Raw genomic sequence first — 25319 nt, forward strand, 5'->3', positions numbered from 1 at the left:
TTTTCAGTAGTTTCGGAAAAACCCGTTCAATGTGTAAAGAAAAAGGAGAAGAATATGTTTAAAAAATTTGAGATGGAATTAGCTGGCAGAACACTTCGTGTAGATGTGGGAAGAGTTGCTGCTCAGGCAAATGGTGCAGCACTGATGCACTATGGGGAGACGGTTGTATTATCAACAGCGACAGCTTCAGAAAAACCGAGAGAAGGAATTGACTTCTTCCCACTCAGTGTTGAATATGAGGAAAAATTATATGCGGTAGGAAAGATTCCGGGAGGATTTAACAAAAGAGAAGGAAAAGCCTCTGAGAATGCAATCCTTACTTCGCGTGTCATCGACAGGCCGATGAGACCGTTGTTCCCGAAAGATTACAGAAATGATGTGACGTTGAACAACCTGGTATTATCTGTTGATCCAGATTGCAGTCCGGAACTGACGGCGATGTTAGGATCTGCAATCGCAACAGCAATTTCGGATATTCCGTTTGACGGACCGACTTCCACTACACAGGTTGGTATGATTGACGGAGAGTTTGTATTTAATCCGAATGCCGCTCAGAGAGCAGTATCAGATATGCAGCTTACAGTTGCTTCCACAAGAGACAAAGTAATCATGATTGAGGCAGGAGCAAATGAGGTTCCGGAAGCGAAGATGATCGAAGCTATTTTTGCAGCTCATGAAGTGAATCAGGAAGTGATTAAATTCATCGATACGATCGTTGCGGAATGTGGGAAAGAAAAACATGCTTATACAAGCTGTGCAGTACCGGAAGAGCTGTTTGCGGCTATGAAAGAGATTGTAACTCCAGAAGAGATGGAAGTTGCAGTGTTTACTGATGAAAAACAAGTAAGAGAAGAGAATCTTCGTGTAATTAGAGAAAAATTAGAAGAAGCATTTGCAGAAAATGAAGAATGGCTTGAAATTTTGGGAGAAGCATTGTATCAGTACCAGAAGAAAACAGTTCGTAAGATGATCTTAAAAGATCACAAACGTCCGGACGGAAGAGCAATCGATCAGATCAGACCGCTTGCTGCTGAGACAGATATCATTCCGAGAGTACATGGTTCTGCTATGTTTACACGTGGACAGACACAGATTTGTACAATCACAACACTGGCACCTTTGTCAGAGGCTCAGAGAATTGATGGGCTGGATGAGGCAGAGACTTCAAAAAGATATATGCACCACTATAACTTCCCGTCATACTCAGTTGGAGAGACAAAACCATCAAGAGGACCGGGACGCCGTGAGATCGGGCATGGAGCACTTGCGGAAAGAGCACTTGTGCCGGTACTTCCGACAGAAGAAGAATTTCCATATGCAATCCGTACTGTTTCTGAGACATTTGAGTCAAATGGTTCTACTTCACAGGCAAGTATCTGCGCATCTAGTATGTCACTGATGGCGGCAGGTGTACCGATCAAATCAGCTGTTGCGGGTATCTCAGCAGGTCTTGTAACAGGTGATACAGACGATGATTATCTTGTGCTTACAGATATTCAGGGATTAGAAGATTTCTTTGGGGATATGGACTTTAAGGTTGCAGGTACACACAAAGGTATCACAGCAATTCAGATGGATATCAAGATTCATGGTTTGACAAGACCGATTATTGAAGAGGCGATTGCTCGCACAAAACAGGCAAGAACTTATATCTTAGATGAGGTAATGGCAAAGACAATTGAACAGCCAAGACCGGAAGTTGGACCGTATGCACCGAAGATCCGTCAGATGCAGATTGATCCTGCAAAGATTGGTGATGTTGTCGGACAGCGTGGTAAGACAATCAATGCAATTATTGAGCAGACAGGTGTGAAGATTGATATCACAGATGAAGGTTCGGTATCTGTATGTGGTGTTGACGCACAGAAGATGGACGAGGCGATGAAGATGATTGCAACGATTGTGACAGATTTTGAGGCTGGACAGGTATTTGAAGGAAAAGTTGTAAGCATCAAAGAGTTTGGCGCATTTATCGAATTTGCACCGGGAAAAGAAGGAATGGTTCATATTTCTAAAATTTCTAAAGAAAGAATCAAACATGTGGAAGATGTTCTCACACTGGGAGACAAAGTAAAAGTGGTTTGTCTTGGAAAAGATAAGATGGGAAGAATCAGCTTCAGCATGAAAGACGTTGTAGAAGAATAGAATAAAAGTTAAAAAGAGTTTTCAGTGATGAAAGCTCTTTTTTTGTACTAATTTTGGAACTTGTTCATATACTGTCTAAAGAGGTGAGATGAATGGAGGATATGAAAAAAAAGAATCAAAAAAAGCAGATTATACGAGTGCTTTCGGAATCGGTACAAAAGATTATTGAGCAGGAAAGAATGGACTTTTCAGAACTACAGGAGATACGTTTGAGGATAGGACAGCCTGTGACTGTGCTGTATCAAAATGAGGAACTGATTTTACCGACGATGTATTCCGAGAAAAAAAGGCTCGGGAAACAGGAAATGAAAGAGACGATAGAGCATATCAGTAATTATTCACTTTATGCGTATGAGCATGAATTAAAACAGGGATTTATCACGATTGAAGGAGGACACAGAGTGGGAATGGCGGGACAGGTAATTATGGAAGGGGGAAAAATAAAGAACATGAAGTATATTTCTTCGATTAATATTCGAGTATCACATGAGGTTTTGGACTGCGCAAACAAGATATTTCCCTATATTACATATAATAAACAGATGTATCATACATTGATTATATCACCGCCAAGATGTGGTAAGACAACACTGCTAAGAGATGTGATACGGCAGATTTCTGATGGAAACCGTTGGATTAAAGGCTGTACAGTCGGAGTGGTAGATGAGCGTTCGGAGCTTGGCGGCTGTTATCTTGGAGTCATACAGAATAATCTTGGGATGAGGACGGATATTTTAGACAGGTGTCCGAAAGCGGATGGTATGATCATGCTGATTCGTTCAATGGCGCCACAGGTGGTGGCTGTAGACGAAATCGGTGCGAAGGAAGATGTGCATGCGATTGAGTATGCAATGCACTGTGGGTGCAAAATGTTGGCGACAGCACATGGGGATTCTATGGAAGAAATTTGCAAAAAACCTATTTTTGAAAAATTGATCAGGGAAAAAAGATTTGAGCGCTATGTCATCTTAAGCAACCGATACAGACTTGGAGGGATTGAGGCGGTCTATGATGAAAACGGAGATTTAATTTATCGAGAAGCGTGAGCTTAGAAGGAGGAGGCTTTGTGCAAAAAATTATTGGAGCAATCTTGATCATTCTGGCAAGTGGAGGAATCGGAGTGACAAAAGGACTTGAGCTACAAAAGTATTTGAGAGAACTGGAACTGCTAAAGCAGTTGTTTTGGATGCTGAAAAGAGAAATCCAATATACGAAAGCCCCTTTTTCGGAAGCGTTTTCTCACATTGGAAGGCGCATGGAAGGAGCGCAAGGCGAATGGCTGCTCTATTTGGCAAAGCAGATAGAAGAAAAAGCAGGAGCTACCTTCTTTGAGTTGTGGACAGAGTCAATTGACCGTTGTCTGATAAAGTCGCAGTTAAAAAACAAGGATAAGGAAGAACTGAAAGCAATCGGAATGCAGATGGGGTATTTAGATGAGCAGATGCAGCTGGGGACAATTGATTTGTATTTGGAACAGCTTTCGTTCGTAATTCAAAAGACGAGAGAGGAACTGGTTATGAAAAAGCGACTATGTAACTGTCTTGGTGTGATGGGGGGAATTTTCCTTGTAATTATTCTGATATAAGTGGAGGCGAAGATGAGTGTAAATTTAATTTTTAAAATTGCTGCTGTGGGAATATTAGTCTCGGTTCTGAGTCAGGTATTAAAACATAGTGGGAGAGAAGAACAGGCATTTTTGACAAGCTTTGCAGGACTTTTACTCGTGCTGTTTTGGATTGTTCCTTATATTTATGAACTATTTGAATCGATCAAGAGACTGTTTTCATTATAGGGGTGTTTTTAATGAGTATTGTACAAGCCGGGGTTCTTGGAGTGATGGGTGCGCTTCTTGCAGTCCAATTCAAAAATGGAAAAACAGAATATGGAATTTATATGAGTGTGGCAATCAGTGTTTTTATTTTTTTGAGCATTGTCGGACGATTGGAAGAGATTATTAATACCATAAGGCAGATTAGTGGGCACATTAACATGGATACCTCTTATATTGCAACCTTGATCAAGATGCTCGGTGTTACTTATATCGCAGAATTTGCTTCGGGGATCTGTCGGGATACCGGATATCAGACAATTGCTTCTCAGATTGAGATTTTTGGAAAACTGACCATTCTGGTCATGAGTCTTCCTGTTTTACTTGCCCTGCTTCAGACGATACAGGAATTTTTGTCATGAGAGGGAAAGGAATAATACTCTGTATTTTTATAGTGATTTTGGGTTGCTTTTTTTCTCCGCGAACGGTCTATGCGACAGAAATCCGAGACAAGGACGAGCAAGCTGAACTTCAGAAAGAGGCGGAGGAAACAATTTGGAAAGAATTTGAATTCTCAGAGATTGAAGATTTGCTGGATGATATTTTCCCGGAGAAGAAAACAGACTTCCAAGATTTGATAAAAAAGATGTTAAGTGGACAGACTGAACCTTCGCTGCAAGTGATTGGTGAAATGATATCGGATCAATTTTTTTACGAATGGAAGAGCAGCAAAGCGGGAATGGTACACATTCTCCTGATTGTGATTGTGGCGGCAGTATTTACTAATTTTTCCAATGTATTTCAGAATAAACAGATATCAGAAATCAGCTTTTACGTATTATATCTGCTTTTGATCACAATCGGGCTTAATTCGTTTCGTATTTTGATCGTGTCGGCAAGTGAGAATCTGGAGCGCCTGATCGGGTTTATGAAAGTGCTTGGACCTGTCTACTTTCTGGCGGTCGCTTTTGCGGCAGGAAGCAGCACTTCCATTTTGTTTTACAACCTGGTATTGCTCTTGATTTATCTGGTTGAGCTTGTTATTTTGAATTTTTTGATTCCATTTGTACAAGTCTACATTGTGGTAAAAGTTATGAATAATTTGTCGGAGGAAGACTATCTTTCTAAATTTGCAGAGCTTTGCGAGACGGTGATCGCATGGACGTTAAAGACACTGCTTGCGGGAGTGACAGGGGTAAACATTATACAGGGACTTTTAAGTCCGGCAATTGACTCACTGAAAAGAAGTGTGGTGGGAAGAAGCGCGGAGGCGATACCGGTTGTAGGTGATGCAATCGGAGGGGTGACGGAGGTGATGCTAGGGACCGCAGTATTGATTAAGAATGGAATCGGAGTTGCAGGAGCATTGGTCTGTATTGGAATCTGTCTGGTTCCGATTATACAGATGGCAGTAGTGACCCTGCTCTATAAATTGATTGCCGCAATGATACAACCTGTTTCGGATAAGAGAATAGTAGGCTGTATCAGCAGCATCGCAGATGGATCTCAGATGCTGCTTCGTATTATATTTACGACGGGGGTGCTTTTTTTATTGACAATCGCAGTAGTGACAGCGACCACTATGGCAGGTTAGGAGGGAAAAATTGATTGCGTTTTTTTATCAATGGCTGCAGAATATTGCGTTTTATCTGATTTTGATTACAGCCATCATTCAAATTATTCCGAATCACAGCTACAAAAAGTATATTCGTTTTTTTACCGGATTGATTCTGATCGTGATGCTTTCAGAACCAATCATGAAGGCAATCGGAATGCAGACGACATTTTCGGAATTGTATCATAATGCCTCATATCAGCAAAAGATCAGGGAAATCGAAGAGGCGACCAAGTATCTGGAGGGAATGTCGCTTGAAGATGTAGGAAAAGAAGAGACAGATGAAATCGAGGTGGAGGAGATTCAGATTGAAAACTAAGTTTGAATGGAAACTAAAAAAAAATCAATTGATGCTCACGCTTTTGGTGGGGATTCTTCTGATTGTCATTGCAATGCCGGTAAAAAAGACAAAGACAAAAGATGTGCCTGTCGAGGCGGGAACAGAAAACAGTTATGAAGATGAGTACGAAGAAGCGGTGGAGAGGAAACTAGAAGAGGTGTTGCGGGAAGTAGAGGGGGTGGGAAACGTAAAGGTGATGGTGACGTTTCAGTCTTCATCGGAAAAAATTATTGAAAAGGATCAGGCGACAAACAGTCAGACTGTAACAGAGAGCGACAAACAGGGAGGAAAACGCGAAACAAAGGAAGCGCAGGACAGTGAGGCGACAGTGTACAACAGCACGTCCGGAGGTGAGCAGACACCGTATGTAACAAAAGAAGTCAACCCAAAAGTGGAAGGGGTTGTCGTCATTGCAGAAGGGGGTGGAAATGCAGTAGTCATAAAAAATATTACAGAAGCAATCCAAGCATTATTTGATGTAGACACGCATAAAATTAAAGTAATGAAACGAAATCAAACAAATTAGGAGGAGTTACATTTTGAAACGTCTATTCAAGAAAAACCAGATTATTATCACAACACTCGCGATTATGATTGCGGTTGCCGGATACCTGAACTATTCCGGTCGCATTTTTGGCGAGTCAGGAAAAGCAGAGGCGACAAATGGTGAACTTGCAAATCAGGAGCTGCTTGACATTACTTCGGAAGACGGAGCGCAAGAAACTGCCGGTGATATTGAAAGTCAGGATCAGGAAGTGGCAGACGGAACGGTGGAAGGAACGCCGGGAGAAGCAGTGCTTACCAATGGAGATGTGACAGGAGTTGTTGCGGAAGCGAAGGTGACAAGAGAGCAGGTGCGTGCAAAAAATAAAGAAACTTTGCTTGAGATTATAGATAACACAAATTTGTCAGATGAACAGAAACAAGATGCGATCAACCAGATGATTGCGATGACGGAACTTGCGGAAAAAGAGGCTGCGGTTGAGACGATGCTTGCATCGAAAGGGTTTTCAGATACCGTGGTAAGTCTGACGGCGGAGACAGCTGACGTGGTAGTAAACAGTGCGGAACTGACAGATGCTAACCGTGCCCAGATTGAGGACATTATCACAAGAAAAGCAGAAATCGCTCCGGAAAATATTGTCATCACACCGATATACAGTAAAGACAGTGCGCAAAAAGAGACAGAGAAAAATTCTGAGAATGAATAGATTTTTGTTTGCAGAGAGATATTACTTGTGATAGACTAAATAAGTATGTATAGAATAATAAAAAACAGGAGATTATTATGTCAGGAATTACAGATGAGATAAAGAAAAGAAGAACATTTGCGATCATATCGCATCCCGATGCAGGAAAGACAACGTTGACGGAAAAGTTTTTATTATATGGTGGTGCAATCAATCAGGCAGGTTCAGTGAAAGGAAAAGCGACTGCCAAGCATGCGGTGTCGGACTGGATGGAGATTGAAAAAGAAAGAGGTATCTCGGTCACTTCCTCCGTGCTCCAATTCAACTATGATGGATATTGCATCAATATTTTGGATACGCCGGGACATCAGGATTTCTCGGAAGATACTTATCGTACATTGATGGCGGCAGATTCTGCCGTCATGGTTATTGATGCATCGAAAGGTGTGGAGGCGCAGACGAGAAAATTGTTCAAAGTATGTGTGATGCGTCATATTCCGATTTTTACATTTATCAATAAAATGGACCGTGAGGCAAGAGATACGTTTGATCTGTTGGACGAGATTGAAAAGGAACTTGGAATTGCGACATGTCCAGTCAATTGGCCGATTGGTTCCGGAAAAGAATTTAGAGGTGTATATGACAGGGAACACCGGGAGATAGAGTTATTTTCCGATACGCAAAAAGGAACTTCTATTGGGGAAGTAAAAAAGATCGCATTGGATGACCCGTCGGTGGAGACAATGATCAGTGAAGAACAGCTGGCTCAGCTTACGGATGAAGTGGAACTGTTAGATGGTGCAAGTGCGGAATTTGATATGGAACTTGTGAGCAAAGGAGAATTGTCGCCGGTATTTTTTGGATCGGCTCTTACAAACTTTGGTGTGGAGACATTTCTTCAGCATTTTCTTCAGATGACAAGCTCTCCCCTTCCGAGAATCTCGGATAAAGGAGTTATTGATCCTATGACAGAAAAGGAATTTTCCGCATTTGTATTTAAGATTCAGGCAAATATGAATAAGGCTCACCGTGACAGAATCGCGTTTATGAGAATATGTTCCGGAGAATTCGAAGCTGGAATGGATGTGTTTCATATTCAGGGTGGGAAAAAAGTGAGACTTTCTCAGCCACAGCAGATGATGGCAAGTGAAAGAAAAATGATCGAAAAAGCATACGGTGGAGATATCATTGGTGTGTTCGACCCGGGAATTTTTTCAATTGGAGATACGCTTACCAATTCTCCTGAGAAATTTGCATACGAAGGAATTCCGACTTTTGCACCGGAGCACTTTGCCAGAGTTCGCCAGGTGGATACGATGAAACGTAAGCAGTTCATCAAGGGAATCAATCAGATCGCACAGGAAGGTGCAATCCAAATTTTTCAGGAATATAATACCGGTATGGAGGAAATTATAGTAGGTGTGGTAGGTGTCCTGCAATTTGATGTGTTAAAATACCGTTTGGAAAATGAATACAATGTGGAGATTCGAATGGATACGCTGCCATATGAACATATCCGCTGGATCGAGAATAAAGAAATTGACTTAGATAAAATTGTGGGTACTTCTGATATGAAGAAGATTAAGGACTTAAAAGACAGACCGCTTTTATTGTTTGTGAACAGCTGGAGCATACGTATGACACTGGAGCGCAACGAAGGGCTGGAGTTATCTGAGTTCGGAAAATAGTTTACAAATTTCCCTATTTGCAAACGGATATAAATTTGTTATAATAACAGGAGATAATTCCATCTCTTGGCAAGAGACGGCAATCCAGACTAGGAGGTTTTGAATCATGGGAAAAGACGAAAGAAATAGTTATACAATAAAGGCAGATGATAATCTTGGAGAAGTACAGATTGCAGATGAGGTTGTTGCAATCATTGCAGGGCTTGCAGCTATGGAAGTGGAAGGTGTCGCTTCGATGGCAGGGAATGCAACGAGAGAACTGATCAGCAAGCTTGGAATGAAATCTTTATCCAAAGGTGTGAAAGTAGATGTGCTTGAAGGTGTAGTGACAGTTGCGCTGGCGCTGAATTTGAAGTATGGCTACAGCATCATGGATGTTTCTGCCAAGGTACAGGAGAAAGTAAAAGCTTCGATTGAGAATATGACAGGTTTGACAGTTGCAGATGTGAATATTCGTGTAGCTGGAGTGGACATGGAAAACTAGATCTGTGAAGACAGAATGGGAATCAGAGTGGAGTTTTAGCTCCACTCTTTTTGGTTGCCAAGAGGGAATCACATGTAGTATAATAATCAATAATGCAAAAAAATAGAAAAATCCAAAGAATAAAGAGGTAGAAAAATGAATAGATCAGAACTTAGAGAACATATTTTTAGAATGTTATTCCGTATAGAATTTAACAGCGAAGAAGAGATGAAAGAACAAGAAGACCTCTACTTTGAATTGCTTGGCGAGACTGACGAACAGGATAAGACTTATATTTTGAATAAATATAAAGCTGTTGTCGACAAAAAAGAAGAGATTGATGGACTTTTGAATGAGTATACAACAGGCTGGAAGACATCTCGTATGAATCGGGTAGATCTGACAATTTTAAGACTTGCGGTTTATGAGATGAAATGGGATGAGGAAGTTCCGACCGGTGTGGCAATCAATGAGGCGGTAGAACTCGCGAAGAAATACAGCAGTGATGAAGGTCCTTCGTTTGTCAATGGTGTGCTGGCAAAGCTGGCGGAATAAGGTGATATGATGCGCAATGTGTATTCTGTTGGACAGGTCAATGCCTATATCAAGAATATGTTTACACAGGATTTTATGCTGAACCGGATTTATGTGAAAGGGGAAGTGTCAAATTGTAAATATCATACGTCCGGGCATATTTACTTTTCACTGAAAGATGAGTCCGGGATGATCGCATGTATTATGTTTGCAGGACAGAGAGGCGGTTTGCCGTTTCGGATGCGGGAAGGACAGCAGGTAATTGTGCTTGGCAATATAACCACATACGAGAGGGATGGGAAATATCAGCTCTATGCAAAAGAGATTATTCTAGATGGAGCCGGAGCACTTTATGAGAGATTCGAGGCATTGAAACAGGAACTGGGCGAGATGGGAATGTTTGCCGAGGAGTACAAGCAGCCGATTCCGAAGTTTGCAAGAACAATCGGCGTTGTGACGGCGCCTACAGGCGCGGCGATTCGGGATATTATCAATGTTGCAGGCAGAAGAAACCCGTATGTGCAGTTACTCTTATACCCTGCATTGGTTCAGGGAGAAGGGGCGGCTGCAAGTATTGTAGAAGGAATTGCGGCGCTTGAAAAAAAAGGAGTAGATTTGATCATTGTAGGGCGCGGCGGCGGTTCTATAGAAGATCTTTGGGCGTTTAATGAAGAAATTGTTGCGAGAGCTATTTTTGAATGCCGGATTCCGGTTATTTCAGCGGTGGGGCATGAGACGGACACAACTATCGCAGATTATGTGGCAGATTTGCGGGCGCCAACGCCTTCTGCGGCGGCTGAACTTGCGGTGTTTGAATATGAGACATTTTTAAACGGAGTTGAAGAATATCGAATAAAGATACGTAAAGCAATACATCAGAAAGCAGAATGGGAAAAGATAAAAACCGGGCAGTATGCATTGAAATTAAAGTATCTGCATCCGCAAAATAAACTGCGGGACAAACAGCAAAGAACGGTGGAATTGGAAGAGCGGCTCAGACAGACAATGGAAAGAAAGATTGACGATAAAAAACGCCGATTTGGTTTTTATATCGAACGTATGAAAGGACTTTCGCCGCTGGCAAAGCTGAATCAGGGATTTGCTTATGTATCAACGGAAAATGGCAAAGTGGTGAAGACAATCGCAGATACGGCAAATGGAGAGACACTGAATGTATATGTGACAGACGGTGTGATCAAAGCAAGAGTAGAAGATACGCATAAGGAGGAACATTGTGGAAGCAGAAAATAAAAAAGATCAGACTCTGGAGGACGTATTTGAACAGTTAGATGAAGTAGTAAAAAAATTAGAGGGAGAAGCTGTTTCGCTTGAGGATTCTTTTCAATTGTATCATGAAGGAATGGAATTGCTGAAGATATGTAATGATAAGATTGAGACGATTGAGAAAAAAGTAATGATATTGGATAAAGATGGTGAAGAGCATGAATTTTAAGGAAGAAAGAATCGGAAAAATAACAGCGATAGAACAGATTTTAAAAAAATATCTGCCGGTCAAAGAAGGTCTCCAAAAAGAGATCATGGAGGCGATGGAGTATAGTCTTCTAGCCGGTGGAAAACGTCTCCGGCCGATGCTGATGAGAGAGACATATGTATTGTTTGGCGGTGATGAGGAACTTATTGAGCCGTTTATGGCAGCGATTGAGATGATTCACACGTATTCACTTGTACATGATGATCTTCCGGCGATGGACAATGATGACTACCGCAGAGGGAGAAAGACTACACATGTTGTGTACGGTGAGGCAATGGGGATTCTGGCGGGAGATGCACTTCTTAATTTTGCCTTTGAGACGGCTGTAAAGGCGTTTGCAATGTGTCCGCAAAAGAGCATAGAGATTGGTCAGGCGATGAGAATCCTTTCTGAGAAAGCTGGAATTTACGGCATGATCGGGGGACAGGTAGTCGATGTCAAGAGTGCAGGACAAGCTGTTTCCAAAGAAGTGTTGGATTTTATTTATGAGCTGAAGACAAGTGCTCTGATCGAGTGTGCTATGATGATCGGAGCGGTGCTTGCCGGCGCTTCTGAGACAGAAGTGCAAAAGATAGAACAGATTGCAAAATATGTGGGAGTCGCTTTTCAGATACAGGATGATATTTTGGATGTGACAAGCACGGTGGAAGTGCTTGGAAAGCCAATTCACAGCGATGAAAAGAATGAAAAGACGACATATGTGACGTTGCTTGGAATTGAAAACGCAAAGGAGGCTGTGGAGAGCCTTTCCATGGAAGCGATTCATTTATTACACAGCATTTCAGGGGAAAATCAGTTTTTGGAGATGCTTTTAAAAGAATTAATTTACAGAGAAAAATAAAAGGGGTGCTCTTATGGTATTGGAGCGAATTCAAAAAGAAGATGATATTAAAAAACTAAAGGAAAGTGAATTAGATACGCTGGCAGAAGAGATTCGTCAGTTTTTGGTTGAAAAGATCAGTAAAACGGGAGGACATCTGGCTTCCAATCTAGGTGTAGTGGAACTGACGATGGCGATGCATTTGGCGTTTTCACTTCCGAAAGATAAAATTATATGGGATGTGGGACATCAGGCATATACACATAAGATTTTAACAGGAAGAAAAGCAGGATTTGATGATCTGCGTAAGTACGGGGGGATGAGCGGTTTCCCGAAACGAAAAGAAAGTGCATGTGATGCATTTGATACGGGACACAGTTCTACTTCAATCTCGGCAGGACTGGGATATGTGGAGGCAAGAGAGATACTGAAAGAAGATTATCAGGTCATCTCAGTGATCGGAGACGGTTCTCTGACCGGAGGTATGGCTTATGAAGCGTTGAATAACGCCTCTCATCTGAAGAGCAATTTTATTATTGTATTAAACGATAATCGGATGTCGATTTCTGAAAATGTCGGAGGAATGTCGAACTATCTGGATGGAATCCGCACAGCACATGCCTATACAGATTTGAAGAAAAATGTAGAAAAGACATTACAGAAAGTGCCGTGTGTTGGAGATCAGATCGTGTCACATATTCGAAAGACAAAAAACAGTATCAAGCAATTGCTTGTACCTGGGATGTTGTTTGAAGATATGGGAATCACTTATCTGGGTCCTGTCGACGGTCATGATATCAAAAAATTATATAAAATTTTTCAGGAAGCAAAGAAGATTGACCATGCTGTGCTTGTCCATGTCTTGACAGAAAAAGGAAAAGGATATCTTCCGGCGGAAAAGATGCCTTCCAAATTTCATGGGACAGGTCCGTTTGATATTGCCACTGGACAGCAGAAATCTTCTGGTGACAAAGACACATATACCGATGTTTTTGCAAAGGTGATGTACAGGATGGGAAAAGAGGAGCCAAAGCTTGTTGCAATCACTGCAGCAATGAAAGACGGGACGGGTCTGACACCGTTTGCAAAGAAATATCCGGACAGATTTTTTGATGTCGGAATTGCAGAAGAGCATGCGGTTACTTTTGCAGCAGGACTTGCAGCAGCAGGGCTAAAACCTGTATTTGCTGTATATTCTTCCTTTTTACAGAGAGGGTATGATCAAATGATACATGATGTCTGTCTGCAAAATTTGCCGGTCGTCTTTGCGGTAGATCGGGCGGGACTTGTCGGAAATGACGGGGAGACACATCAGGGACTGTTTGATCTTGCATATTTAAGCGGAATCCCGAATATGACAGTGATGTCCCCGAAAAATAAATGGGAGTTTGCGGATATGATCCGGTTTGCAATCGAATTTCACGGACCGATCGCCATCAGATATCCAAGGGGAGCGGCGTATGACGGACTGCAGGAATTCCGGGAGCCGATCGTATATGGGAAAAGTGAAGTTATTTATGAGGAACAGGACATCGCAGTTTTTGCTGTTGGGCATATGATGGAGACTGCGGAGGCAGTGTGTGCGCAGCTAAGAGAAAGAGGATATCATTGCAGTCTGATCAATGTGCGCTTTGTCAAACCATTTGATCAGGATATCCTGAAACAGATGAGCAGAGCACACAGACTTTTTGTGTCGATTGAGGAAGGCCTTTTAGATGGCGGATATGGCGAGAAAATTGCCAATTATGCTGCAAGAGAAAGAATGGATGTCTGCGTATTGCAAAATGGTATTCAGGATGAATATGTGGAACATGGTAATGTGGAGTTGTTGAGAAAAGAAGTGCATCTGGATGCGGATTCGATTGTTGAGAAAATTGTTGCAACATATGACGCATTGAAATGAAGATGATTTAGGAGAGTATATGAAAGAACGATTAGATGTATTACTGGTAAAAAGGAATTTAGCAGAGTCCAGAGAAAAGGCAAAGGCGATCATTATGTCCGGTAATGTGTTTGTGGAAGGACAAAGAGAGGATAAAGCAGGGACAACATTTTCGGATGAAGTGCAGATTGAGATTAAAGGGCATACGCTTCCGTATGTCAGCCGTGGAGGCTTGAAGCTTGAAAAGGCAGTTGCCAATTTTGACGTCTGTCTGGAAGGGAAAGTCTGCACGGACGTGGGCGCTTCGACTGGTGGTTTTACAGACTGTATGCTGCAAAACGGGGCAAGAAAAGTGTTTGCCATTGATGTCGGAAAAGGACAGCTTGCGTGGAAATTAAGACAGGATGATCGTGTTATCTGCATGGAGAAGACAAATATCCGTTATGTGACACCGGAGGATCTGGGAGAAGAAATTGATTTTTCTTCGATTGATGTCTCCTTTATTTCACTTACAAAGGTATTGCTTCCGATTCGGAATTATCTGAAAGAGGATGGTCAGATCGTGGCACTGATCAAGCCGCAGTTTGAGGCTGGAAGAGAAAAGGTAGGAAAGAAGGGTGTAGTACGTGAAAAAAGTACGCACTATGAAGTGATTGAGATGGTGCTGTCCTATGCACTGTCTATCGGATTTTCAGTGCTAAATCTTGACTTTTCTCCAATCAAAGGTCCGGAAGGAAATATCGAATATCTTGTGCATTTGCAGAAAACAGAACAGACAGATACAATCGAACACGTGGAGATTGACTGGAAGCAGATTGTGGAGAATGCCTTTTCCACATTGGCAAAATAAAAATAGAGGATAGAAGATGGATAAGTTTTATATCATTACAAACCAAAGCAAAGACAGGGAGCTTGTGACAACACATCGGATTCAACGATATATCGAACAGCATGGCAGACAGTGTATTGTAGCGTCAGATGGTAAGAGTGTGCCAAAGGATACGGAATGCGTCCTGGTACTTGGCGGCGATGGAACTTTAATTCGTGCTGCAAGAGAATTGCGTACCTGCAAAGCACCGCTTCTTGGGATTAATTTGGGAACGCTTGGGTATTTGACGGAAGTGGAAGTGCAAAATATTGAGCAGGCACTGGAGCAGCTTTTTGAAGAGACTCCGGAGATTGAGGCAAGAATGATGCTCAAAGGAGTTCTGAATAAAGGTCAGGAAGATGTAGCGCTCAATGATATTGTTGTGGGAAGAGCAGGAGCTCTTCGGATCATTCATTTTAATATTTACGTGAATGGAGAACTTTTGAATTCATATCAGGCGGATGGAGTGATTATTTCTACCCCAACCGGCTCGACCGGATATAATTTGTCTGCCGGTGGTCCGATTGTAGAGCCTACCGCATCTATGATTGTTGTGACACCAATCTGCTCTCACGCCTTAAATACAAGAAGTATTGTGCTGTCGGCTGAGGATGAGATTGTTGTGGAGATTGAAAAAGGAAGAGATAACCGGACAGAGATTGCAGCAGTTTCGTTTGATGGAGAACAGACAATTGAAATATATACAGGGGATCAGATTGTCATAAGAAGGGCGGAAGATACCACGAAACTTTTTAAGCTGAGCAAAATAAGCTTTTTAGAGACGTTGAGGAAAAAGATGAAAGGAAGCTGAAAAAATGAAGGGAAAAAGACATGCAAAAGTAGTTGAGCTCATCAATAAGCATAATATAGAGACACAGGAGGAGCTGGCAGAGCGCTTGAATCAGGAAGGATTTCAGGTGACACAGGCAACAGTTTCCAGAGATATCAGAGACCTGAAGCTGACAAAGGTTCCAACTGAGGGCGGAAGACAGAAATATACGATTTTGAAGACACCTGAAACGGCGATGAGCGAGAAATATATGAGGGTTTTAAAGGACGGATATGTTTCCATGGACATGGCTCAAAATATACTGGTGATCAAAACTGTTTCCGGCATGGCAATGGCAGTGGCGGCGGCAATTGACGCGATGAATTGGAATGAAGTGGTCGGTTGTATTGCAGGAGATGACACGATTATGTGTGCAATACGGACGACAGATGATACAGTGAACGTGATGGACAAAATCAGAAAAATTGTAATGTAAGACAAGATGTGTCAAAAGAGAGTCTGGGAGAAAGAATATGTTACATAATTTGTATGTGAAAAATCTTGCATTGATTGATGAGATTGAAGTGGAATTTACAAAGGGGCTGAATATTTTGACAGGGGAGACAGGCGCCGGGAAATCAATTATTCTTGGTTCTGTCAATCTTGCATTGGGAGGAAAATATTCCGCTGATATCATACGAAAGAGTGCAGAATATGGATATGTGGAACTAACATTTTTTGTGGAAAATAAGACACAGGCGGAGGCGCTGAAAAGAAAAGATATTTTCCCGGAAGATGGAGTCGTTGTTCTTAGCAGAAAACTTATGAGTAAGAGAAGTATCAGTAAGATCAATGGCGAGACGGTTCCGATTGCGCTTTTAAAAGAAGCAGCGTCGATTTTAATCGATATTCATGGACAGCATGAGCACCAGTCCCTGCTCTATAAAAAAAATCATCTGACAATTTTAGATGCATTTGCAAAAGAGAACATTAAGCAGGTGAAAGAAAAGCTTGCAAAGGCTTATTTGATTTACAAAGAGCAGAAAGAAGAGCTTGAAGAGGCGTTGACAGATGAAAAGGAACGCAATAAGGAGATCGGGTTCTTAGAGTTTGAAATTCAGGAGATCAGACAGGCGAAGCTTTCAAGACAGGAGGATGAGACACTGGAGGAAACATATCGCCGGATGACGAATGGAAAGAAAATCGTGGGAAATTTGGAAGAGGCATATGAGTACACCGGTGGAACGAACTCAGAGACGGCAAGCGAGGCAATCAGCAGGGCGCTTCGTTGTATGCAGGAGGCGGCAGGCTGCGATGAGCAGGCACAGGATATGTTTCAGCAGCTTGCGGAGATAGATAGTCTTTTGAATGATTTTAACCGAGAATTGTCAGACTACAAAATGTCCTTTGATTTTTCGGAAGAGACGTTTTTTGAAGTGGAGACACGATTGAATGAGATCAATCGTTTGAAGGCAAAATATGGAAATTCTATTGAAGAGATTTTAGAATATTGTGATAAAAAAGAGGAAAGGCTATTAAAACTGCAGGATTATGATGCGTATCTGGCGCAGTTACAAAAAAAAGTGGAAGAGACCGAAGCAGAAGTAAAACACTATTCTAACCAGTTGTCTTTACTGCGGAAAGAAGAAGCCGTAAAGCTTGCAGAAGCGATTCGAAAAGGGCTTCGAGATCTGAATTTTTTAGATACGCAGTTTGAAATTGTGTTTCGTGAGCTTGGGACTTATACAGTTCAGGGGACAGATGAAGTTGAATTTATGATTTCCATGAATCCCGGAGAACCGGTGAGAGCGCTCGGCGATGTTGCATCGGGAGGAGAGCTGTCAAGAATCATGCTCGCAATTAAAAGTGTGATGGCTGAGAAAGACCAGATAGAGACATTGATCTTTGATGAGATTGATGTGGGAATCAGCGGAAGAACCGCTCAGAAGGTTTCTGAAAAGATGTCTTTTATCGGACGAAATCATCAGGTGATCTGCATTACCCATCTTGCGCAGATTGCAGCGATGGCGGATGCACATTACGCGATTGAAAAGCAGGTGGAGGATGGTGTCACAAAAAGTAAAATTTTCCGATTAAGTAAAGAACAGGAAATTGAAGAGCTTGCCAGAATTCTTGGAGGTGCAAAGATTACAGATACTGTTATGCAAAGTGCAGCTGAGATGAAAGAATTGGCAGAACGTACAAAATAATACCAGAGTGAAAAAAAGAGAATATCACATACTAAAACAGATGCATTTTGCATCTGTTTTTTTAGCAGGAGGACATGTGATATGAAAAAACGCTGGTATAGAAGATTTTTAATAATGGTATTGTTGTTTGGCCTGTTTGTGGGAGGCGGATTTAGTATACGGAATGCAAAACAGATGTATTCTAAGGAAGAAGTCAGCGCAAAAGCGGCATCCGGTGATCTGTTGATACCGGGTGGAATGCCCATTGGCATTTATATGGAGACAGATGGTGTAATGGTTCTTGGAACAGAAGCGCTTGAAGGGCTTGACGGATTGAATTATGAACCGGCCAAACATCTGGTAAAGGCAGGGGATTACATTGTTGGTATCAATGAAAAGCCGGTTGCAAATAAAAAAGAATTGCTGGAGGAAATAAAGAATCTTACATCTGAGGAAGTGATACTGAAAGTGCGAAGAAAAGAGGAAGTAATTGAGGTAAAGATGAAACCGGTAAAAGTGACTGAAAAAGAATATAAGCTCGGAATTTGGGTAAGAGATAACGCGCAGGGACTTGGCACCATCACATTTTTGACTGGAAACAGCGAATTTGGAGCATTGGGACACGGAATTCATGATGTGGATACAAATGAGCTGCTCGATATTACGGATGGCACATTATACGAGACGAGTATAAAAGATATTCAAAAGGGAGAAAGTGGAAATCCGGGCGGCATGGAAGGGATTATCGTCTATAACCGCTATAATATATTAGGGAAAATTGCAAAAAACACAGAGGCGGGAATTTATGGAACCGTAGATAAGATTGACGCTCTGTTTGCCGAACAGACACCGATGACAATTGGAAAGAAAGAAGAGATACAGACAGGGGATGCCTTTATTCGCTGTGCGGTGGATGGAACTGTGAGAGATTATCAGATAAAAATTACAAAAGTAGACTTATTTTGTAAGGAAGTGAACAAGGGAATTGTGCTGGAAGTCACAGACCCTGAATTGTTGGATCTGACTGGGGGAATTGTTCAGGGAATGAGTGGCAGCCCAATCATACAGAACGGAAAACTTGTCGGAGCAGTAACTCACGTGTTTGTACAAGATGCGACAAAAGGATACGGAATATTTATAGAGAATATGTTGAAAAATATAGAATAGAAAGAGAAATGTCGAAATATTACGACGACATTCGCTTGCACGCCAAAATGACGGAAGATATAATAGGATTTGTGATTGAAAACAGAGATTAAGAGTGTAGGAGGACAATAAAGTGGGACGGTTAAACGTGGCAATTGCTGATGATAATGAGCGGATTTTGAACATTTTGGAGGAAATTGTAAATAATGACGAGGAATTGACACTTGTCGGAAAGGCTGATAATGGAGAAGATATGTATCATATCATAAAAAATAAGGAGCCGGATGTCGTATTATTAGATCTGATCATGCCGAAAATGGACGGTTTAAGTGTCATGGAACTTGTACAGGAGGATAGAAACTTAAAAAAAATGCCAGATTTTATTATCATAACAGCAATTGGACAGGAACGAATTACAGAAGACGCCTTTAAAAGAGGGGCAAGCTACTACATCATGAAACCGTTTAACAATGAAATGGTATTAAACAGAATCAAACATACACACAGAGAAATACAATATGAAAAGACGCCCGTGGGAAATATTTCCGAATGCAGAAGAGAGATTGACGAAGAAAGTTTGGAGAGTCGTGTGACAAATATGATTCATGAAATCGGAATACCGGCACATATCAAAGGATATCACTATTTGCGTGATGCGATTATGATGGCTGTGGAAGATATGGATGTACTGAACGCGATCACGAAAATACTGTATCCGACAGTGGCGAAGAAATATCGTACAACATCAAGCAGAGTAGAACGTGCAATTCGACATGCGATTGAGGTGGCTTGGAGCAGAGGAAAACTAGATATTTTAGATGACTTGTTTGGATATACTGTCAGCAATGGAAAAGGAAAGCCGACGAACTCAGAATTTATCGCTTTGGTATCCGATACAATCCGATTAGAAAAAAAGCACGCATAAATATACAGGAGTTTTTATTGACCCTTTGGGCTGCACTCGGTATAATAGAAAGAAAGTGCTATAAAAATGAGTGGAGGGAAGGTCATGAAAAAAATATTATTTGCCGCTTCAGAATCAGTGCCGTTTATTAAAACCGGTGGGTTAGCCGATGTTGTCGGATCCTTGCCCAAAAATTTTGACAAAGAACAGTATGATGTCAGAGTAATACTGCCAAAATACATGTGTATAAAAGAAGAATGGAAGAATCAGTTGCAGTACAAGACACATTTTTACATGGATTTTTACTGGCAGAGCCGTTATGTAGGTGTTCTGGAGCTTGAATTGGACGGAGTGACATTCTATTTTGTAGATAATGAGGAATATTTTGCGGGGTTCAAGCCTTATGGTGATATGCTTTGGGACATTGAAAAATTTGCGTTCTTCTCAAAGGCAGTGCTCAGCATCTTACCGTTGATAGATTTCAGACCAGATATCATTCACTGCCATGACTGGCAGACTGGGTTGATTCCGGTATATCTTGACAATTTCCGTTATGGTGGAGAATTTTATCGGGGGATTAAGACTGTTATGACGATACATAATCTGAAATTCCAAGGCGTGTGGGGAACCGATAAAGTAAAAGAGATTACAGGGCTTCCGGATTATTATTTTGTGCCGGACAAGATGGAGGCATATAAAGATGCAAATCTGTTGAAGGGAGGTATTGTATATGCAGACCGCGTGACGACAGTGAGCAATTCTTATGCCGAAGAGATTAAGACACCATTTTACGGAGAAAAACTGGACGGACTTATGAATGCAAGAAGTAACAGTCTGTCCGGAATTGTCAATGGTATTGACTATGAAGAATATAATCCTGGCACGGATATCCATATTGCAAGAAATTATACAGTAGAGAACTTTAGAAAAGAAAAGGTGAAAAATAAACTTGCACTTCAAGAGCAGCTTGGGCTGGAAGTTGATGCAAAGAAGATGATGATCGGTATTGTCTCCAGATTGACTGACCAGAAAGGATTTGACCTGATCGCATATGTGTTAGACGAATTGTGTCAGGACGAGATTCAGATCGTTGTACTTGGAACCGGTGAGGAGAGATATGAGAACATGTTCCGGCATTTCGCATGGAAATATCCGGGAAAAGTATCGGCTCAGATTTATTATTCTGAACCAATGTCTCATATGATTTACGCTGCCTGTGATGCATTTTTAATGCCGTCCTTATTTGAGCCTTGTGGACTTAGTCAGCTGATGAGCCTTCGATATGGAACAGTTCCGATCGTGAGAGAGACCGGAGGATTAAAGGATACAGTTGAAGCTTATAATGAATATGAAAAGACGGGAACAGGATTCAGTTTCTGCAATTATAATGCGCATGAGATGATGCATACTGTGCGGTATGCAGAGCAGATTTATTACGATAAAAAACGCGACTGGAATAAGATTGCAGAGCGGGCGATGCAGAAAGATTTCTCATGGAAAAATTCTGCAAAACAATATGAGGATTTATACAACACTTTATAGACAAAAGAAGAGACCGGAGGAGATTGGACATGAAAATTAAAGACAGATTATCAGAAAACAGAGTGAATATTTCGTTTGAAGTATTTCCCCCAAAAACAGATGCCGGATACGGAAAAGTATTGGAAGCAACAGAAGAGATTGCGGCTTTAAAGCCTTCCTTTATCAGTGTGACTTATGGAGCCGGCGGCGGGACAAGCAAGAATACAGTCAAGATTGCATCTCATATCCAGAATGATCTTGGGGTGGCAAGTCTTGCGCATCTGACTTGCGCTTCTTCCACAAAAGAAGAAGTAAGACAAGTCATTGAGCAGTTAAAGGAACAGGGAATTCAAAATATACTGGCACTTCGCGGAGATATCCCAAAAGATGGAGCTTTTCCGATTCCCAACCACTATAAATATGCAAGTGAGCTGATTGCAGATATCAAATCACAGGGAGATTTTTGTATCGGGGCAGCATGTTATCCGGAAGGACATGTGGAGAGCGAGCACAAATCAGAGGATATTGCGCACTTGAAAGAAAAAGTGGATGTCGGCGTAGATTTTCTGACGACACAGATGTTTTTTGACAATTCGATTTTATACAATTTCCTGTACCGGATTCGAGAGAAAGGAATCACAGTTCCTGTTCTTCCAGGAATTATGCCTGTCACGAATGGAAAGCAGATCGCTCGTATCTGTGAACTTTCGGGAACAATCCTTCCTGAAAGATTTCGTGCCATAGTAGACCGGTTCGGAGATGATCCAAAAGCGATGCAGCAGGCGGGAATTGCCTATGCGACAGATCAGATTATCGATCTGATTGCAAATGGTATTCAGAATATTCATATTTATTCTATGAATAAGCCGGAAATTGCAGCTGCAATCATGACAAACTTATCAGAGATTATCAAATAAACGAAATTAGAGGGTATTATGGATATACGAACGAGAGAAGCCGTTCGGTATCTTGGATATGGAAGACATGCGATAGATGAACGAACATTACAGCTGGTGGAAGATTCTTTCAAAGAATTGGAACACATCGTAAATGCAAAATTCACCTATCGCATTTTTGAAACTACTTTTCCGGATACGAATGAGCTTAGCATAGGAAAAATGAAAATTAAAAGTAAAAATCTATATAAGAACTTGAAGGGCTGTTCTCAGGCAGTCGTATTTGGAGCGACACTCGGGACCGGTGTGGATGTGCTTATGAAACGATACAGTCTGACGGATATGGCGAAGGCAGTTGTTCTGCAGGCGTGTGCAGCTGCGATGCTGGAGGAATATTGTGATAAGGCACAAAATGAAATTGCCGAAAGTCTGCGCAAGGAGCAGTTATATCTTCGCCCAAGATTCAGTCCGGGGTATGGAGATTACTCCATTTTACATCAGGATGATATCTTACGCATGCTTGATGCTGCAAAGACGATAGGACTGACGATGACAGAGAGTTATATGCTTACCCCGACAAAGTCTGTGACGGCTGTGATTGGGATCAGCAGCACACAGGAGCCATGCCATATCAAAGGCTGCGAAGAATGTCAGAAATTAGATTGTATATACAGAAGGAGTTAATATGTTACTGGAAAGATTAGGAAAAGAGCTCTTATTTTTTGACGGAGGGATGGGGACGCTGTTGCAGGCAGAAGGACTTCAGCCTGGCGAACTCCCTGAGACCTGGAATATAGAGCGAAAAGAAACGATACGAAAAATTCATCAGTCATATTTTGAGGCTGGAAGTGATATTGTGCTTACGAACACATTTGGAGCGAACGCATTGAAGTTTCATGACGAAAATTGTTCCTTAAAGGCTATCATTGATGCGGCAGTTGAAAATGTCAGATTTGGAGCAAAGGCGGGGATCAGAGATGGGCGAGACTATTATGTTGCTTTGGATATCGGACCGACTGGAAAATTGTTAAAACCTTTGGGAGACCTGTCTTTTGAAGACGCCTATGAAGCATTCAAAGAAGTTGTGCAGTATGGGGAGAAAGCAGGGGCAGATTTGATTCATATCGAGACAATGAGTGATACTTACGAGGTGAAAGCGGCAGTCCTTGCAGCAAAAGAAAACACAAATCTCCCTGTATTTGCAACGATGATATTTGATGACAAAGGAAAGCTTCTGACAGGAGGAGATGTGCCGTCTGTAGTGGCGCTTTTGGAAGGTCTCAGAGTGGATGCACTTGGGATTAACTGTGGAATGGGACCAAAACAGATGCTCCCTATTTTGCAGCAGATTGCGCAATATACTTCACTGCCAATCATTGTAAAGCCGAATGCGGGACTTCCAAAGCAAAGAGACGGACAGACCTACTATGATGTCACACCGGATGTTTTTGCCAAACAGCTCCAGGAGATTGTAAAAGCAGGTGCCTGTGTGATCGGCGGATGCTGTGGTACAACTCCAAAGCATATCCGCGCGATGATTTCAGCTTGTAAAGACTTGGAGATGACAAAGCCAACCTTCAAGAATCACACGATTGTCTCCTCCTATGGAAAAGCAGTGGAACTTGGAGATATGCCTGTTATTATTGGAGAGCGTATCAATCCGACAGGAAAGAGTAAGTTTAAGCAGGCTTTAAAGGAACATAACCTGGACTATATTTTAAAAGAAGGAATTACACAGCAGGATAAGGGGGCACATATTTTAGATGTGAATGTGGGACTTCCGGATATCGATGAGGTTGTAATGATGAAAGAGGTGGTCAGAGAACTTCAAAGTGTGACAAGTCTCCCTCTTCAGATTGACACAGTCGACACAGAGGCAATGGAGCAGGCGATGCGTATTTACAATGGAAAGCCAATGGTAAATTCAGTCAGCGGAAAACAGGAATCCATGAATGCAGTTTTCCCGTTGATTCAAAAGTATGGTGGAGTTGTTATTGGACTTACGCTGGATGAAAATGGGATTCCAAAGACAGCAAAAGGGCGTCTTGAGGTTGCAGGCAAGATTATCGAGGAAGCAAAAAAATATGGTATTGACAAAAAGGATATTGTCATTGATGTGCTTACCATGACAATCAGCTCAGAGCCAAACGGAGCAAAGACAACATTGGAAGCGTTGAAAATGGTACGGGATACATATGGAGTCCGGACTGCTCTTGGTGTGTCTAATATCTCTTTTGGACTTCCAAGTCGTCCGGTCATCAATGCGAATTTCTATACTATGGCAATGCAAAATGGATTGACGGCGGGGATTATCAATCCGTCTTCAGAGGATATGATGCGCTCGTATCATTCCTACTGTGCACTGATGAATTATGACACAAACTGCGAGAACTATATTGCACATTACGGCAATCAGGAACCGGCGAAAACAACAGTGCCGGCAGGGCAGCAAATTGATCTGAAGACAGCTATTGAAAAAGGATTGAAAGAAGATGCATACCAGACAACGGTTGCACTTGTAAAAACAAAGGAACCGCTTGAGATCATTAATACCTATCTGATTCCGGCGCTTGACACGGTCGGAAAAGGTTTTGAAAAGGGAACTGTATTTCTTCCTCAGCTACTGATGAGTGCAGATGCGGCAAAAAGTTCTTTTGCGGTCTTAAAAGAGGAGCTTGAAAAGAACGGCGGAGAGGAAAAAGAGAAAGAAAAAGTCATTCTTGCAACCGTGAAAGGGGATATTCACGATATCGGAAAGAATATTGTGAAAGTACTTTTAGAAAATTACAGTTTTGAAGTAATCGATCTGGGAAAAGATGTGGCGCCAGAATGTATTGTTGAGACGGTGCTTGAAAAAGAGGTGAAGCTTGTAGGGTTAAGTGCTCTGATGACGACTACTGTCGTAAGCATGGAAGAGACGATCAGACAGCTTAGAGAAAAAGCGCCGGATTGTAAAGTTATGGTCGGCGGAGCTGTTTTGAATCAGGAATATGCGGATATGATCGGAGCGGATTTCTATGGAAAAGATGCAATGCAATCCGTCTATTACGCACAAAAAATATTGACAAATCACAGATAGGTTTCTATGA

At 41.7% G+C, this 25319-nt stretch carries 26 protein-coding genes; all 26 read left to right on the plus strand.

What is annotated here, in order from left to right:
• Nucleotides 1-54 precede the first annotated feature (54 nt).
• The 26 genes from AC6I5B_RS07945 (at nt 55) to AC6I5B_RS08070 (ending at nt 25309) form a co-directional block, all read left to right on the plus strand.
• The gene (locus AC6I5B_RS07945) at nt 55-2145 is read left to right on the plus strand and encodes a polyribonucleotide nucleotidyltransferase (protein WP_071144264.1); all 2091 of its coding nucleotides are present in this window, start codon (nt 55-57) and stop codon (nt 2143-2145) included.
• Between the two features lie 92 nt (nt 2146-2237).
• Nucleotides 2238-3191 carry a stage III sporulation protein AA gene (spoIIIAA, locus tag AC6I5B_RS07950; protein ID WP_022250931.1) on the plus strand — a complete coding sequence of 318 codons (954 nt, stop codon included), beginning with the start codon at nt 2238-2240 and terminating at the stop codon, nt 3189-3191.
• Between the two features lie 20 nt (nt 3192-3211).
• Nucleotides 3212-3730, plus strand: a complete 519-nt coding sequence (locus AC6I5B_RS07955) for a stage III sporulation protein AB (protein ID WP_227038921.1) — start codon at nt 3212-3214, stop codon at nt 3728-3730.
• A 12-nt stretch (nt 3731-3742) separates the two neighbouring features.
• A complete protein-coding gene (gene spoIIIAC / locus AC6I5B_RS07960; RefSeq protein ID WP_022250933.1) occupies nt 3743-3937 on the plus strand; it encodes a stage III sporulation protein AC in 195 nt (64 codons plus the stop codon).
• Nucleotides 3938-3948: 11 nt separating this feature from the next.
• A complete protein-coding gene (gene spoIIIAD / locus AC6I5B_RS07965) occupies nt 3949-4335 on the plus strand; it encodes a stage III sporulation protein AD (RefSeq protein ID WP_004613861.1) in 387 nt (128 codons plus the stop codon).
• On the plus strand, nt 4332-5507 hold the full coding sequence (locus tag AC6I5B_RS07970; protein WP_173690940.1) for a stage III sporulation protein AE: 1176 nt from the start codon (nt 4332-4334) through the stop codon (nt 5505-5507). The genes spoIIIAD and AC6I5B_RS07970 overlap by 4 nt, the downstream gene beginning before the upstream one ends.
• Before the next feature lie 10 nt (nt 5508-5517).
• Nucleotides 5518-5847 carry a stage III sporulation protein AF gene (locus tag AC6I5B_RS07975; protein WP_004613859.1) on the plus strand — a complete coding sequence of 110 codons (330 nt, stop codon included), beginning with the start codon at nt 5518-5520 and terminating at the stop codon, nt 5845-5847.
• Nucleotides 5837-6394 carry a SpoIIIAG-related protein gene (locus AC6I5B_RS07980; protein WP_004613858.1) on the plus strand — a complete coding sequence of 186 codons (558 nt, stop codon included), beginning with the start codon at nt 5837-5839 and terminating at the stop codon, nt 6392-6394. The genes AC6I5B_RS07975 and AC6I5B_RS07980 overlap by 11 nt, the downstream gene beginning before the upstream one ends.
• Before the next feature lie 13 nt (nt 6395-6407).
• Complete coding sequence (locus AC6I5B_RS07985) at nt 6408-7079, plus strand: SpoIIIAH-like family protein (protein WP_004613857.1); 672 nt, start codon at nt 6408-6410, stop codon at nt 7077-7079.
• Nucleotides 7080-7156: 77 nt separating this feature from the next.
• Complete coding sequence (locus AC6I5B_RS07990) at nt 7157-8746, plus strand: peptide chain release factor 3 (protein ID WP_004613856.1); 1590 nt, start codon at nt 7157-7159, stop codon at nt 8744-8746.
• A gap of 106 nt (nt 8747-8852) precedes the next feature.
• Nucleotides 8853-9230, plus strand: a complete 378-nt coding sequence (locus AC6I5B_RS07995; RefSeq protein ID WP_004613855.1) for an Asp23/Gls24 family envelope stress response protein — start codon at nt 8853-8855, stop codon at nt 9228-9230.
• 135 nt (nt 9231-9365) lie between these two features.
• Complete coding sequence (gene nusB / locus AC6I5B_RS08000) at nt 9366-9764, plus strand: transcription antitermination factor NusB (RefSeq protein ID WP_004613854.1); 399 nt, start codon at nt 9366-9368, stop codon at nt 9762-9764.
• A 9-nt stretch (nt 9765-9773) separates the two neighbouring features.
• Nucleotides 9774-10994: an exodeoxyribonuclease VII large subunit gene (gene xseA / locus AC6I5B_RS08005; protein WP_044987730.1), complete on the plus strand. Its 1221-nt coding sequence runs from the start codon at nt 9774-9776 to the stop codon at nt 10992-10994.
• A complete protein-coding gene (gene xseB, locus AC6I5B_RS08010) occupies nt 10978-11196 on the plus strand; it encodes an exodeoxyribonuclease VII small subunit (protein WP_004613852.1) in 219 nt (72 codons plus the stop codon). Before xseA ends, xseB begins: the two co-directional genes overlap by 17 nt.
• On the plus strand, nt 11186-12076 hold the full coding sequence (locus AC6I5B_RS08015) for a polyprenyl synthetase family protein (RefSeq protein ID WP_004613851.1): 891 nt from the start codon (nt 11186-11188) through the stop codon (nt 12074-12076). The genes xseB and AC6I5B_RS08015 overlap by 11 nt, the downstream gene beginning before the upstream one ends.
• Before the next feature lie 13 nt (nt 12077-12089).
• Nucleotides 12090-13958, plus strand: a complete 1869-nt coding sequence (dxs, locus tag AC6I5B_RS08020; RefSeq protein WP_118208357.1) for a 1-deoxy-D-xylulose-5-phosphate synthase — start codon at nt 12090-12092, stop codon at nt 13956-13958.
• A 19-nt stretch (nt 13959-13977) separates the two neighbouring features.
• Nucleotides 13978-14787 carry a TlyA family RNA methyltransferase gene (locus AC6I5B_RS08025; RefSeq protein WP_004613849.1) on the plus strand — a complete coding sequence of 270 codons (810 nt, stop codon included), beginning with the start codon at nt 13978-13980 and terminating at the stop codon, nt 14785-14787.
• A gap of 16 nt (nt 14788-14803) precedes the next feature.
• Nucleotides 14804-15616 carry an NAD(+)/NADH kinase gene (locus AC6I5B_RS08030; protein ID WP_144166741.1) on the plus strand — a complete coding sequence of 271 codons (813 nt, stop codon included), beginning with the start codon at nt 14804-14806 and terminating at the stop codon, nt 15614-15616.
• Nucleotides 15617-15620: 4 nt separating this feature from the next.
• The gene (gene argR / locus AC6I5B_RS08035) at nt 15621-16070 is read left to right on the plus strand and encodes an arginine repressor (protein ID WP_004613847.1); all 450 of its coding nucleotides are present in this window, start codon (nt 15621-15623) and stop codon (nt 16068-16070) included.
• A gap of 37 nt (nt 16071-16107) precedes the next feature.
• A complete protein-coding gene (gene recN, locus AC6I5B_RS08040) occupies nt 16108-17784 on the plus strand; it encodes a DNA repair protein RecN (protein WP_117787197.1) in 1677 nt (558 codons plus the stop codon).
• Between the two features lie 81 nt (nt 17785-17865).
• Nucleotides 17866-18930, plus strand: a complete 1065-nt coding sequence (gene spoIVB, locus AC6I5B_RS08045; protein ID WP_004613845.1) for a SpoIVB peptidase — start codon at nt 17866-17868, stop codon at nt 18928-18930.
• A 112-nt stretch (nt 18931-19042) separates the two neighbouring features.
• Nucleotides 19043-19834 carry a sporulation transcription factor Spo0A gene (spo0A, locus tag AC6I5B_RS08050; RefSeq protein ID WP_022250941.1) on the plus strand — a complete coding sequence of 264 codons (792 nt, stop codon included), beginning with the start codon at nt 19043-19045 and terminating at the stop codon, nt 19832-19834.
• 84 nt (nt 19835-19918) lie between these two features.
• Nucleotides 19919-21355, plus strand: a complete 1437-nt coding sequence (gene glgA / locus AC6I5B_RS08055) for a glycogen synthase GlgA (RefSeq protein WP_044987726.1) — start codon at nt 19919-19921, stop codon at nt 21353-21355.
• Between the two features lie 29 nt (nt 21356-21384).
• Nucleotides 21385-22251: a methylenetetrahydrofolate reductase [NAD(P)H] gene (gene metF / locus AC6I5B_RS08060; RefSeq protein ID WP_004613842.1), complete on the plus strand. Its 867-nt coding sequence runs from the start codon at nt 21385-21387 to the stop codon at nt 22249-22251.
• 18 nt (nt 22252-22269) lie between these two features.
• Nucleotides 22270-22914, plus strand: coding sequence for a vitamin B12 dependent-methionine synthase activation domain-containing protein (locus AC6I5B_RS08065; protein WP_004613841.1), 645 nt, complete (start codon nt 22270-22272; stop codon nt 22912-22914).
• 1 nt (nt 22915) lies between these two features.
• A complete protein-coding gene (locus tag AC6I5B_RS08070) occupies nt 22916-25309 on the plus strand; it encodes a homocysteine S-methyltransferase family protein (protein ID WP_004613840.1) in 2394 nt (797 codons plus the stop codon).
• The last annotated feature ends 10 nt before the right edge of the window (nt 25310-25319 follow it).

Source organism: Faecalimonas nexilis, from assembly GCF_059731825.1.